Here is a 13,265-nt window from a genome sequence, read left to right as displayed (position 1 = left end):
GACGTCCGGCCCTGGTGGCGATTAGATCCGCTCGTCCTGGCAAAGCAAGCCAGTCGCATTCCGCGACCTAGACTCTCAGGCTATCGCGCCGCCACAGTGGAGCAGTGGCGGCGTGCCCGCCGAACGCCTGAATTACCCCCACCCAGCACGCCCTCCCCTTCAGGTGCGTCAGTCGACCCCTCATCCAAGTCGATCTTAGGCGGTTCATTGGATGTGGCTACTCACCCGGCTTGGCTTTGCGGACAGCGCCTCCAGCGAACTTTTGTCCGAGGGGACGCCCCCTCATCTTCTTTGGCTCTTGCGTGCTCTCAATGTCAACAGCGGCCGCCTGCCTTGCAGCAGCCTTGCGCTCCGATGCACGCTTCGCGACGGCGGCTCGCCGGGCGGCCGCACGTTGCATCGCAGCAGTAAGCGCTTCGCTGCTGACTGAACCCCGCTCCACGTCTAGTCGCCAACACGGTGGTAGCTGCCGCTAAGCCTCAGCCAAAAGCTCTGCGCCCGTCGTGCCAACATCGACAGCAAGGTGTCGCCCCTTCGCGAACACAGACAGCACCGCCCTCATTGCAGCGTCGCCGCACCGCCTCCCCCGCTGCTAATCGTTTGATGCTGTTGCCAATAGACGCTTTAAGGCTCGGTGAGCAACTCACCAGCTTGCATACCAAGGACCGTGGCTAGCAGCACCAAGCTGTCCAGCGTGATGTTGCACTTTTCGCGCTCTAGTTGGCTCACATAGGTTCTGTGCAAGCCAGCCAACTCGGCAAGCTGCTCTTGTGAAATTCCCTTCGACGCCCGCACGCGACGGATGTTGTCGGCCAGTATCGCTCTCGCGGGCCTATGCTTTTTCATAGTGCGCGAGAGTCGCGGACTTCAGTCTAAAAATCTACAGACCCACAATCTACTGGATTTAACTATACTGTCTATAGCCATGTTTTTGTGTCTGCGTGACTATCGCTGGGTTCCTCTAGAGCGAGCCACCGTATCGCGGAGCAATGCAAAACGTGCTTGAGACTGTTGGGTCTAGCTCTGGCTCCGATATGCACACCTCATGATCTTTACAGCTCGCTCACCATCATTCATTCAGTCCATCGGCGAAGCTCATTTCGGCGTAGGCAAGGCCCTGCACCAAGCGGCCTATAAGACGCACCAGCCTTGGTTCGTCCTGACCTATCTCAGCGAAGATGAGGGGAGTGGGTCCTGGGAAACAGTGTGCGCCCAGGCCCTTCGAGACATCCTTGAACATTTGAAGACACGACCGCAGGCGCAGCTGGCGAGCCTCCTCATGATGGCGCCGCCGCGCTGGTCAGTGAAACGAAAATGGTCACCATTCAGGGTGGACTTCATCGAGCGTGGAAAGCACCAAGGAGCGGAAGTCTTTGTCTATCACGTAGCGGGCCGCGGGCAGTTCTGCTTCGACGCGCCTGGTGTGGAGGCTGAGGACGTTACGCACCGTCGCCGCGTTCTAGAAGTCGGCTGGTTCCGTCACTTCGACGTGTGGTGACTCGATGCACCGGCCAAGGCGATTGCGCGTATTCGCACTTACGGGCAGTGCTTAGCTCACGACAGCTTGTTTGAAGAATTTTTGAGGCGGCACATCCTGCCTCTAAAGAGGATTCGGTGGCACTTGAAAATCTAACGGCGGAGCAGCGAGAGTTGGCTGAATTAATGTCCGATTTGTCTCGGCGCGCTTACTGCGCGGTCTGGATGGTCGGGATTGAGTATGAGCTTTGGAAGGCCATCCAAACGCCCTTAGCTCTAACGACGACGCTTCTGATGAGCGATGCGGATGTAGGTCGGCTTGCGACCCTGAGCGTTCGATGCGGCGGCTGGATAACCCTTAACGACAAAAGGCAGGAAACCTTCGTTTCATTTTCAGACTGGCACGCCCTTGTAGCGAGCCGCTGCTAGCCGCCTTTTTCACGAAGACGCGGCCGTGATCGGGCGATGGATGACCTTCTGAAGCGCAGAACCCGACCGTCCTTGGTATCTGCGGCGTCACCCCGTGTTTTGCTGGCAGTTGAGGTGACGCAGCAATCGGCGCCGAAGTAGCTGCACACCGGTAAATCTAGCTGTGACGCGGCAGTTCCATGAAAATTTACTCTGTTATTCAGCCAAAATTTACTCTGGTATCTCCCGCGATCATCGTGACGATGATGCTTCGACGGGTGCGAGCGTGGGCCACGCTTGGGGGGCAGACATCGTGCGGCGGAGTTCTTCGTGCACCGCCACATCTACGGCAAGTGGGCCTGCCGCTGCTGCCAGTGCCTGGTGCAGGAGACTGCCGCACCGCAGGTCATCGAGGGCGGAATGCCGGCCGCCGGCCTCATCGCCCATACCTTGGTCAGATGATGGGCATGAAGGTGCGCTTCAACCCCTCGGAGCTCGAAAGCAACCTCAGGCATGTCGGCGACCGTGCCGTCAAGGGGATGAGCGCGCGCATGCGCCAGGTGGCCATAAAGATCGCGACCTGGCCCGCTCCTACGCGCCGGTCGACACGGGCCTGCTCGAGCAGCACATCGACTACGCCACGGTCAAGCAAGACCGGCGCAACAACTTCACCGTCTACATAGACCTAGACGCTGCGCGCTCGACCGGAGAGGGCGTGCTCGGCGACCACGCCCTGGTGATGGAGGAGCAGTTGCACCCCTACGGCCGCCAGGCAGACGCGCGTTACTACCGGCTGGGCAAACGCTCGCAGGCCAAGGCCGCGGGCGGCAAGAAGGTCGACGGGCGCTTCATGTCGCGCGTCATCAAAGGAGGGCACCAAGGACATCGAGGAGCTAATGGCCGGCGCCGTGCGCCGCGTCACGTGTGCCCGCACCGTGCCCATGAACTTCCAGAACCCAGATTCGGACGACGACGAATGAACCTCGAATTCCTTGCCATCTACCTCGCGTCCAAGGGGCTGGGCAAGCAGGCCGAAACCCTGTTTGCCGACGAGATGCCCACGGACTGCAAGGAGGGCGTGCTGCTGCGCAACGGCTACGACGGCACGCCGATCAACCATTACATGCGCGGGCACATCAAGGACGAGTTCCGGGTGGCCATTCGGGCGCTCACCTATGGCGAGGGCTATGTGCTGGCCAACCAGGTGGCAGCCGCGCTCACCGCCGACAGGGAAGGCCCGCTCGGGCCCTATATCTGGAGCAAGCAGTGTCTGCTCATCAAGGAGCCGCGCGGCTGCCCGAGTGCCTTTGACGCGCCTAGATGTTGGCCTGCAAGTTCCAGAGTCGAGGGACAGTCGCACCTCCGAGTCGATCTCTGCTGCAGACCGTTGCAAGAATGCCGTACGCGGCATAGCATGTAACGGAAAGCATCTTACAAGGGACGAGGTCATGGCAGAGAGCATCCTTAGCCAGGGTGATACCGTGTGGATTAATGACGATACCGAGCGGCTCATTCGCATCATCGAATCAAGCTCGCCGTCACCTGACAACTCTAAAGTCCTAGACGACCTCCAGGCGTCGCTGCTGAACACGCTTATTGGCCCGTTCGGGCTTTCGGCGGACCTGCTCGCAGATGTCGATGGCGGCAACGTGACTACGCTCAGCAACTTCAATAAAGGAGTCACCGCAAACGGAGACGACGCCGCGCGTCGCCAGGGCCACCAGAACGCGCAGACCGAGACGCTTAACCGCAAGGACTACAACGCAGCGCGCAAGAAGGCCGAGAAACGGAAAGAGTCCTTTCAAGAAGAGGCGCCGCGGGTTGATGCGTACAGCGGCAAAGAGCTTCCTCGCAACGGCCAGGCGCACCGCGACCACGTCATGTCAGCATCCGAAATCGAGCGCTCCTCGAAAGGACATTTCGCTCAAACGCGCCATGAGCGGGTCAACACGGCCACCCATGAAGACAATCTCGTGTGGGCGGACGGGCGCATGAACCAGTCAAAAAGCGACCACAAGCTGGAAGACTGGGCAGACAAGCCGAGCTCCAAGGACCGTGCGGTTAAGAACGCCGAAGCCTTTGGGGTGGACCGGGAAAAGATGGCCGATGTGGACGCGAAGGCTCGCAAGGCCGTTGATCGAGTTCAAGACCGTGCCGTTCTCAAGAAGAACGCTCAAGACCTGGCATTACAGGGCGGGATCGAGGCCGGCAAGGTCGCACTTCGCCAGATTGTCGGATTGGCGCTTCGTAGCTTGCTCAAGGGCGTAGTCTCAGACATTCGTCAGCTTGCACGAGATGGGCTTCGCGACATTGAAAAGATCAAGTCCGTACTCACAGCCCGCGCAAAGGCCGTGATCGAAGAGATGAGGACCAAGTGGGCGGAATTCCTCAAAGAGGGCTTGGCCTCGGCCGTCTCTGGACTGCTCTCCAGCTTGGCAACCTTTCTCATCAACTCGTTTATCACGACCGTCAGCAATGTGGTCACGATCATTCGTGAAACGGTCGTTGCGCTCGTTCGTGCAGTCAAGGTCGTCGTAGCGCCTGACCCCGGCATGACGAAGTCTGAAATTGCGCGTGATGTACTAGCCATCATCGGCGGCGCCGCAGCCACCGTGATTGGCATCGGTGCTCAAGAAGCCATTGCCAAGATGCTACAGACGCTCCCCCTACTCGCTCCCTTCGCTAACGAGCTGGCCACGGTGATCTCCGGCGCGATGATAAGCGTGGGCGGCATCCTCCTCCTCCTTGCCTTCGACCATCTGAAATCGAGTCTGGCATTTCGGAACAAGAAATTTGCCGACGTGGAACGCCGCAATCAAGTCACGCTCTTAAGCATGCGGCGTGCGTGCTTCATGCTGGACGCATCTGAAGAGCTTATGACGAGAGCGCACGGCGAGCTTCGTCTCAGCGTCCAAATCAACACGGCGCAGCGGCACGGCCGCAGGGCAGCCCTCGATACGTCCATCGCGGCCTACGGCAACGAAGTCGATGATCTCGAACAAATGCTGAAGTCGATCAAGAAATGACAGCCCTGATCCAATCAAAGCGGTCGAACACGGTAGCGCCCGAAAGCCAAGCTTCACGTCTCTTGGGCCTCGTCAAAGAGATAGAGAACGCCGCCAAGGAAGCCAATGTCAAGGTCGCTGAAATTGAAAGCCGCGGCTTCTTAAAGAACTTGGTCACCAGCAGTCGCGATGACCTAGTCTCCACCGCCAAGTCGCAGAGCCGCATCAACGACTTGCTCGTTCGCCTAAACCAAGAGGTCGTAGCGCTCAACACGTTGGGCTACGTGTACCTCGCCAGCGTTTTTGCCGAGTTTGAACGTCAGATCAACGAAGGCGTGAGAGACAGCGATGGCAAGATTCACGTGCTCTCGGAAAGTGGAAAGCGAGTTGCGAGCGCGGCCAAGGAGATGTTCAGCGCAATTCTCGATTCATCGCGTTCGACACAAGAAAAAATCGATGCAACTGCCGAAGTGGCGGATGCTCTTCGTGCGGACGTTGACCGCCTGACTCAGGGCGCACTTGCTCACTCGGAACTCATCGACGGTCTTCAAGTCGACTGCTCAGCACTGCTGGAGCGCTCAGAGCGCCTGGGTGCGCTTGCCGTGCAGCAGCACGTGTCGATTGAGCAACTTGCCTCCCGCGTTGAAGAAGACAGGCTGCGAGCCTCAGAAAGTGACAGTCGGATCGCGCAGACAATCCGACGGCTAGAGAGCGAATTTGAGCGTGTCGCCGCGAGCGCATTTGCTCACTCGGAGCTCATCGACGGTCTTCAAGTCGACAGCTCAGCACTGCTGGAGCGCACAGAGCGCCTGGGTGCGCTCGCCGTGCAGCAGCATTTGTCGATTGAGCAACTCGCCTCCCGCGTTGAAGAAGACAGGCTGCGGGCCTCAGAACGTGACAGTCGGATCGCGCAGACAATCCGACGGCTGGAGAGCGAATTTGAGCGTGTCGCCGCGAGCACCGTTGCACTCCGAGATCAGATGCACTCACTTCTAGAGGCTACGTCCCGCGCGCAGGCAACCTCAGAGGAGCATCGAGCGCTTGCCGCAGAACATTCAGCGGAGATCGGAAGGGCTGCGGAGTCTGTTCGCAAGCTCATCGCAGTCGAGGGCGAGACCACGGCCCAACTGGAGTTACTGGTGAAGAGCTACAGGGGCTTCGAGCACGACGTTCCGACGCTAGCTGCGCAGATGGCGAAGATGACGGCAAGCCAAACTAACGAGAAGTCGCAGCTTTTACGGGCGATCTGGGCGCTAGGAGCTAACGTTGCTGCGCTGATAGCTCTCTCTTGCGTCCTCGCCCTTAAAACCTGGCAAATTTTTTAGAGACCGCGCGCAGGTCTGTGGCCTAGGGATCAACTCAAGGCTTGGTTTCGCGACCTTCGGTGGTGGTGATCGTCGATCCCTTGCTGTACCCATGCGCTCAGTCGCTCAGCGTGCTCAATCGCTTCAAACAGCTTTTCCCTGCTGATGTGGATGGCTGCAGAGAGGAAGTTGCTAGAGCCAGCATCAGCGCCTTCGTCCTCGGGACGGACGAAAAATGGCCTGGGATATGCCTGCAAGGACTTGTCGTCGTGCGTCAGATGATCCAGGACAAGGTCCGAATGCTGCGCGCGGTTGCGAGCCAAGACGACCTGTTTGAGTACATCTAAGTCGGCAGGACACCCGGACCAGTCAAGCTCGAAGCCTTCAGCAAAGCATGCCACGTAGCCTGCGATAAATCCTGAATCGAACGCCTTCTTGAAACACTTGGCGCACGGTGGTTCAGACCATGTTCGTCGCTCCCAGGTAACGAGGAACTGCTTCAATGCATCGGACAACATTGAAACCGCGGCACGACCAATCAATTCATGTTCGACGTCAGCCTGGAGCCACTCTGCGAGAAAGGCTGGCTCGCCACTTTCGTCGTAAGGAGGATCATCGAAAGGTGGGAGGGCATCTTTGATGCGCCGCTTTGTTTCAACAAACGGCGCTGATGCTGCGTCGTAGAAGTGCCGGATGAGGTCCGTACGTTGCTTGAGGAAGAAGTAGACGTCCATGGACACAGGCCACAACGGTCACAGTTCCTGGACATCGGCCGCTTCAGCTATGCCGAGAGGCTTCGCTGCCTGGGCACCGGTGCTGGACATTAACCGCTGAATCTCTCGAAGCTTCTCCAGCAATTCGTCGAAGGTTAGCACTGCGACGTCCTTGGAGCTGTGGCGAAACAGATCGAAAGAGCGCATCTGTTCGCCTGTGGCTGGAGTTCTTCCGGCGACTACCACGCAGTGGACGGCAGCAGCGTGCGTGTTCTTGAGGGACGGATCGTGTGACTTCGCGAGAAAGTTGGCCATCAACTGATAGCGTTGGTCGAGCGCCTGGGCCATCGCGCTTGTTAGGTCTTTGTGTGGGGCATGCAAGTCTCCGCGAAATGTCTTGTTTTCGATGAGCAGCATCGACGGCCGCTTGATTTCAATGAGTGCGAGGCTGCCGGTGAAGCGCTGAGCAAACAGGAAGTCCACGATGCTCTCGCCGGCTCCTTTGAGCAAGGTTCCTCCGACGTACGCTTGCTCTTGAACCAAGAAAACTGGGTGCGCAAATGCCAAGCTTAGGACGAAAGGATTCGCCTTAAAAAAGGCCTGCCACTTCGACTCGGGCAAGTTCTTTGTGAGCATCTCCTCAATTTTGAGGATGAGCTCCTTCAAGGTGATATGCTCGATGACGGACTTGAGCTTGTACAGCTCAGTTGGCTGCTTGGCGGCCACCTTCGCGGCGTCCTCGCACACGACCGCAGCTGCGGCCAATGTGTCGTTCACGCTTCGGTACTGTGACCGGCCACCCAGTTTGACCAACTCGTAAATTTCACCCGGCTTAACCTCGGCAAAACGGCGTTCGAACTTTTGCGGTTCGGCCTCGTGAAGCAACTCATTGAAGGCAAGTAACCTACGGTCGCGCAGGGACTGAGCGCGAGCGCGGTTAGTGATTGAGTCGATGGACCGCTTGATGGCTGCGAAGCGATCCAGGCCAACTTTGAACTTGGGTAGTTCTACGGACGCGCCATCCCCGGGCCCAATCACTAACTCGGTAACTCCTTCGATTTCGAGGATCGCATCTGGGATGAGCCGGTACTCCCATCTAAATCCCAGGCCGTACTTTGCATGTCGACCAAACCCCGTCGGAAGGTTGTCAAGCATGCCGTCGAAGTCGTCAACGTCCTCTGGAAGATGCCAAGGAAAATTTTCGTCACCGAGGACCGTGATAGTGGTCAACTCGTTGTACTTCGGTGTTAGGAACGCCGGCCGATACGATGCCGACACCAGCGGAAACATGGTGAGCGCGCGCTCCGTCACCATTGCGAGAAGAACTGACTGCTGGGTCTTCTCCGCCTCGTCGTTCAGGCGTCCCTCGCCGTGCGCGTAGACCTCAACACAGTCCTCCCCACCACGATTGATTCGTCGGAGCGATACATCCATCGCTTCGGCATCGGGCCTAGTTCCGGGCTCCAGAACGTCGGTCGGCTCCGACTGACCGGAAAGGTAGAGTCGAGGTCCTCAGATTCAGTCTGACCTTCAATAGCCCGCGTCATCTACTGCTCCCCCGTACTCGTTGTCTTTTCAATCTTAGGCGACCACTCTGAAGCGCTGACATGTCAACATTTGAAGTTGGCTAGAGCGCTCTCCCGGCGTTACCTACGAAACCGTCGGAAGTCGATGACGTCACCGACGTTTCGGGCAGGGCTGGCTAATTTCTCATCTCTCGTTTTGGCGTCTCGAAGCATCGCTAGGTCCATAACCTGACCTGGCGCTTCGAAGTAACGCTCGCGAAGGTGACAGAGCTTCTCAATGTCTAAAGTTGATGTGCCAAGGAAATATGGAATTCGCTCTGCCGAAAGCACCCCCTCGGCAACTAGCAGTTCGATGCTTCGGCGAAGTAGCCGCGGCTTCTCGGGAATCCACGCTTGGTCTCCCGGTTCTGACTTCACTCCCCAACGTGCTGACCTTCGCTTGAACATCGCCAGCTTTCCCTCATCGCTCAGAATGCGCAAAGCGTGGAGGCGCATGAGCATTGCGGCAACAGAAGCACCCCATCGCTGCTTCAGAGAAAGCAGGCTATCCAAATTCACCGGCAGCCTGACCTCATCTGCAAAAGTCTGCGCCGGAAGAAGCAACGCACCAGCAAATTGGTGCGCTTGCCTCTCCATAAGGTTGTAAGCTTCCTTGTTAGGTGGAGGTGGAAGGTCCCGATGAAGAACTAGGTGCCCAATCTCGTGGGCGAGGTCAAACCTACTCCGGAATGCGTTTTCCTTGTCAGCCGACAAATGCACGAGGGGGCGACCGCCAAGCTCTTCACTCCAGCAAGATAGCCCCTCGATGACCGGAATTTCGGTCTCCTCCCGTACAACCACTACGCCAGCACCTTCGGCTGCCAGCAGCAGGTCCTGAATCGGACCCTTGCCCAACTGCCACAGTACGCGGCACTCTTCGGCCGCGGCTTCAATGTCGGCGCTGGTAATCTGGTCAGCACTTGTGAAGTTCCGATATGGAAGGTTCAGGCGAGGAAAGTCAACATGCTCCGACAAGAGCACTGCAACCTCCTGAAGCATCGTTGTGCGAGCTTCAAGCCGCTCTCGACCAGATTTAAGAGCCGACGCGTTGCTCCGGAAGAGCGGGGCGGAAACGCGCTTCATCGGCAATCGGGTGAGCCACTCCGATTTCACATTGAGCACGCTGGCCAAGCGCTGAAAGGTCTCGGCTTCAGGGGACTGGTCGCCCTTGCACCACTTCGTAACGGTCGACGCTGCGACGCCGACCAGAGCAGCAAGCTGCCCCTTGGTCAAGCCGCGAACCGAGAGCAACTGTTCGAGCCGCTCCGGCTGAAGGTCATCAATTCCCTTGGTCATCACCAGTTTTCTTGTTTGGAACGCTCTTGAGTACAGGCTTAGCGTTGTCGGGCTGGACAACAGTTTCAGGAACTTCGTATAGCGCCAAAATCTTTGACAAAGGCTGGATATACAGCCAAGACCGCAAGTCGGGAGCTGGCAGGGCAACCATCACCGTAGTCAGTTGAGACAACCCGTTCTCGTCCTGGCCGTCCATCACGCCGAGAATGAACAGCGTGGCTTCAGAAATCTCACCATCCGACTTGGCAAACAAGTCGTTCTGCACGTAGCGTCGCTCGATGGCAGTGTTGATCTTGGCCAGTTGTGGTCGCGTCTTCCCCCGCCGAAGATCAACCCACTTATGACCGGGAACATTCAAACGCGCGACATTGAATTTACCCAGCCGCCCGACGACGACCCGGTTGCCGCGCAGTGCGGTGGGGTTTGCGCCGTGCGCCTCGAACGCCACAAACATTGTTTCGTTCAAAGCAAAGTGTTTGTCCTGTCCGCCGGCAGAGCGACGGTGACCGGGTGCAAACCGAGCTCCGTATTCACGCCCCTTCCGGTCTCCGTCCCGGTACGCGTCTTCAAACGCCATGAAGGTGTCCTTCGCAATGTTCGCGACGATCAACTTCTCAAGCTGGGCTTGGCCTTCAATCGAACTCATGATGGGTGGTGGAGAATTGCGGATGACAGGAATTTTAACAAAAAAAGTTTCGTGTAGGCTGGTATTTCCAAAAAATTCCGACGCCGCACTGTTCTTTTGCACAGCCATTGAGGGCATTGAATTGAACAGCACCACGCAGCAGAGTCAGCGTAGCTATGCCCACGTGAATACGTGACTACCGCGGTACACGATCCTCCCTCCAGGGCATGGTTGGGTACCGGCCTAATCACGCATGAACGTGCGAGCCGTAACGTGGTCTATCGCGCCGACTCCGGCCAAATGAACGGCCAGCTCGGCCAGCTCGGCCAGCTCGGCCAGGCGGCAAGGCCGTTCTGCGGGCTGTCGAGATGGGTGTCCGCTGCGTGGATGAACTTCATCGCGACCCTCCCCGGGGATGCATATTTGGAGTGCTGCATTTCGTTTGGACTAGGTGGACTGACAACGCAAGACCTGAACCTACTCGGGTATTGGCTGAACTTCGCCAGGAAAAAACCACTTGCTTTTTTCCGCATAGGCGAGCGCTTGCTCGGCGTCTCGTGCCCAGAGCACCAAGGCCAAGCTCTCTTCGGCCCGGCTGCAGGTCACGTAGAGGAGGCGAAGTGTGCGATCAATCGAAGTTTCCTTTTTTGCCCCCACGTTTTTGAGATCTGAATCACCTAGCGGTGCCCCGAAAAGGCGGTCGTAGGCGAACAAGAAACCTCCGGCGTCTTCGTCGTCCATCACGACCATGACGTGCTTGAACTCGGAACCTTTGACGACTTGGTGGGTCGCCAGATGCGAACTTCCACTCAGATAGTTCTTTAGCCGCCGAAGCTGCATCCAAGGTACTGCAAACAGCGCGTGCCATCCACGAGCAAGTCGATCCTCATGACTTTCTTTCTGACCTCGCTTTGGCGGAGCCGGGGGCGGACGGGTGTCATGAAATCCGGCGAGGAGCCGCGTGTCAGCTTCAAATAGCCCGCTATCGAGAATCGGCTTCACCACCTCGCGTACCGTGGCCGACGGCTTGCAGCAGGCAGCGACAAAATCGTCGACAGCTTGGTTATAAGTCTTGAGGACCGGTGCTCGTGCATCGCTCTCCTCGGGGAGCGCCAAGAGTCGACCGAAGCGATGAAGAACCTCGGTAACGGCAAAGTCGACGGCAAGACCTTGGTCGTCGATGCAGTCGGCCAGGTCCATCATCTCGCGCAACAGCATCTGCGCGGCTGTGGGCCCTGTGGTCTCCCCGCTGGCATCGGGACGAACTGAGTCTGGATCGAGAAGCGCAAGGGCATCCAAGGCCTCCAAGAAGTCGCCCCGACGACCCACAAGTCTGTGCTCGAGAGCCAGTACCTTGTGGCCGGGGCTGCCGGGTTGCCACTCCACAGTAGCAGTTGCAGCCTCCATTGCTACTTCGCACAGCCCCTCTCGCCGCAGCTTGTCCTCGGCCGGAGCTGAGGTGCCGCCGATGAAAACTCGCACTAGCCCTCCGGACTTCTCTTTGCGCGGATGCTGTTGCACCGCCTTCCTTGACTGGGTTCGTCCCTCCAGGTCAGAGTCCCAAATCTCATTTATTAGGTCAACGATGCGGCGCTGACTTCGATGGTTCATCTCCAGCTTTGGCGTAGCCCACTCCAGAGGGATGATCCCAAGAAGGTCCGCATGCCCATCCATGTAGATGCGCTGGCGGTGGTCGCCGAGCAAGCCCAACATCAGCTTCGACGGGTCTTCAGCCACGACCTCCAGCAACGCATCGAGGACGTTCTTCATCGTGTCCTGAGATTCGTCAATCAGGATGACCGGATGTTGGTCACGAAGAATGCGGCGGAGCGTGGGTCTCTGCTTAAGCAACCATGCGGCCACACCAAGGACGCTTGCGTGACTCAATGCCCCGTCACCGTATCGTCTCCGGTCGGGGCTGTACGTGAACTCAGGCGTTGCGGCGATACTGTGGGCTTCCCCCGATTTCCCGGACGCTTTGCCTAGCCCTTTAAGCGCTGCCGCTCCTCGAATTGAACCGGGCTGAGGTAGTTCAATTTTGAGTGTTTCCTGAATGGGTTGTAAAACCGCTCGATGTAGTCGAATACGTCGGCCCTGGCCTGCGCCCTGGTCTGGTAGACCGTGCGAGCGCAGCGCTCGGTCTTCAACGTCGAGAAAAAGCTTTCCATCGCCGCGTTGTCCCAGCATTCACCGCGCCGGCTCATGCTGCAGGTGATGTTTTGACTCTTTAACAGCTGCTGGAACTCGTCGCTGGTGTACTGGCTGCCCTGGTCCGAGTGGTGCATTAGCGCAGCCGGCTTCCCTCTTCGCCACAAGGCCATCAGCAGCGCATCGCTCACCATTCGAGCTTGCATGGTGTCGCTCATCGACCAGCCCACAATGCGGCGCGAGTAGAGGTCCGTCACCGCTGCTGCGTAGAGCCAGCCCTCTGCCGTCCAGATGTAGGTGAAGTCTGCAACCCACTTCTGGTTGGGCTCCAGCGCCTCGAACGCGCGCTGCAGATGGTTCGGCGCGATGTGATTCTCCAGCCTGCTCGCACCATCTCCGGGAAGCCTACGGCGCTTGCGCCTGGCCTGCAGGTTCGCCACCTTCATTAGGCGTGCCACGCGGTTGATGCCGCACTGCTCGCCGGCGGCCCTGAGGTCGTGCCATACCCGCGGGCTGCCGTAGGTGCGGTCGCTAAGCTCGAAGCTCTCCCGAATACTGCGTGTGAGCCTTGCATCGGTCTGGCTGTGCTCGCTGGCGGGCCTGCCGAACCATTCGTAGAACCCGCTGGCCGAGACGTTCATCGCCCGGCACATGACCCGCGTGGGCCACACGTCGCGATGGCGAACGATAAAGGCGTACTTCACTGCGGGTCCCTTGCAAAGTAG

Annotated in this window: 12 protein-coding genes; 5 read left to right on the top strand and 7 right to left on the bottom strand. The window is 58.3% G+C overall.

Annotation, left to right across the window (positions count from 1 at the left end):
• Positions 1–624 precede the first annotated feature (624 nt).
• On the bottom strand, positions 625–846 hold the full coding sequence (locus ACSFA3_RS00060; RefSeq protein ID WP_435503374.1) for a helix-turn-helix domain-containing protein: 222 nt from the start codon (positions 844–846) through the stop codon (positions 625–627).
• A 199-nt stretch (positions 847–1,045) separates the two neighbouring features.
• Between ACSFA3_RS00060 and ACSFA3_RS00055 the strand changes: the two genes are divergently transcribed.
• The 5 genes from ACSFA3_RS00055 (at position 1,046) to ACSFA3_RS00035 (ending at position 6,214) form a co-directional block, all read left to right on the top strand.
• Positions 1,046–1,498, top strand: a complete 453-nt coding sequence (locus ACSFA3_RS00055; RefSeq protein WP_435503373.1) for a hypothetical protein — start codon at positions 1,046–1,048, stop codon at positions 1,496–1,498.
• Between the two features lie 716 nt (positions 1,499–2,214).
• Positions 2,215–2,346 (top strand): hypothetical protein, encoded by a 132-nt coding sequence (locus tag ACSFA3_RS00050; RefSeq protein WP_435503372.1) that lies wholly within the window; start codon positions 2,215–2,217, stop codon positions 2,344–2,346.
• A 253-nt stretch (positions 2,347–2,599) separates the two neighbouring features.
• Positions 2,600–3,304, top strand: coding sequence for a phage tail terminator protein (locus tag ACSFA3_RS00045; protein ID WP_435503371.1), 705 nt, complete (start codon positions 2,600–2,602; stop codon positions 3,302–3,304).
• 28 nt (positions 3,305–3,332) lie between these two features.
• A complete protein-coding gene (locus ACSFA3_RS00040; protein WP_435503370.1) occupies positions 3,333–4,910 on the top strand; it encodes a hypothetical protein in 1,578 nt (525 codons plus the stop codon).
• Positions 4,907–6,214 carry a coiled-coil domain-containing protein gene (locus ACSFA3_RS00035; protein ID WP_435503369.1) on the top strand — a complete coding sequence of 436 codons (1,308 nt, stop codon included), beginning with the start codon at positions 4,907–4,909 and terminating at the stop codon, positions 6,212–6,214. The genes ACSFA3_RS00040 and ACSFA3_RS00035 overlap by 4 nt, the downstream gene beginning before the upstream one ends.
• A 29-nt stretch (positions 6,215–6,243) precedes the next feature.
• On the opposite strand, the gene ACSFA3_RS00030 is transcribed toward ACSFA3_RS00035, so the two are convergent.
• From ACSFA3_RS00030 to ACSFA3_RS00005, 6 genes are all read right to left on the bottom strand, one after another.
• Positions 6,244–6,927, bottom strand: coding sequence for a hypothetical protein (locus ACSFA3_RS00030; protein WP_435503368.1), 684 nt, complete (start codon positions 6,925–6,927; stop codon positions 6,244–6,246).
• An 18-nt stretch (positions 6,928–6,945) separates the two neighbouring features.
• A complete protein-coding gene (locus tag ACSFA3_RS00025; RefSeq protein ID WP_435503367.1) occupies positions 6,946–8,340 on the bottom strand; it encodes a Shedu immune nuclease family protein in 1,395 nt (464 codons plus the stop codon).
• 212 nt (positions 8,341–8,552) lie between these two features.
• Positions 8,553–9,767: an XRE family transcriptional regulator gene (locus tag ACSFA3_RS00020; RefSeq protein ID WP_435503366.1), complete on the bottom strand. Its 1,215-nt coding sequence runs from the start codon at positions 9,765–9,767 to the stop codon at positions 8,553–8,555.
• Positions 9,751–10,548, bottom strand: a complete 798-nt coding sequence (locus ACSFA3_RS00015) for a hypothetical protein (protein ID WP_435503365.1) — start codon at positions 10,546–10,548, stop codon at positions 9,751–9,753. Before ACSFA3_RS00015 ends, ACSFA3_RS00020 begins: the two co-directional genes overlap by 17 nt.
• A 321-nt stretch (positions 10,549–10,869) precedes the next feature.
• Entirely contained in the window at positions 10,870–12,279 is a 1,410-nt protein-coding gene (locus ACSFA3_RS00010; protein WP_435503364.1) for a UvrD-helicase domain-containing protein, read from the bottom strand.
• A gap of 95 nt (positions 12,280–12,374) precedes the next feature.
• Positions 12,375–13,265 (bottom strand): IS3 family transposase (locus tag ACSFA3_RS00005; RefSeq protein WP_435503363.1); only part of this gene is annotated, 891 nt, incomplete at its 5' end.

The organism is Variovorax glucosi (genome assembly GCF_051216695.1).
Taxonomy (GTDB): Bacteria; Pseudomonadota; Gammaproteobacteria; order Burkholderiales; family Burkholderiaceae_C; genus Variovorax.
The sequence above is the reverse complement of the archived record's forward strand: the minus strand, read 5'-3'. Positions and strand labels throughout refer to the sequence as shown.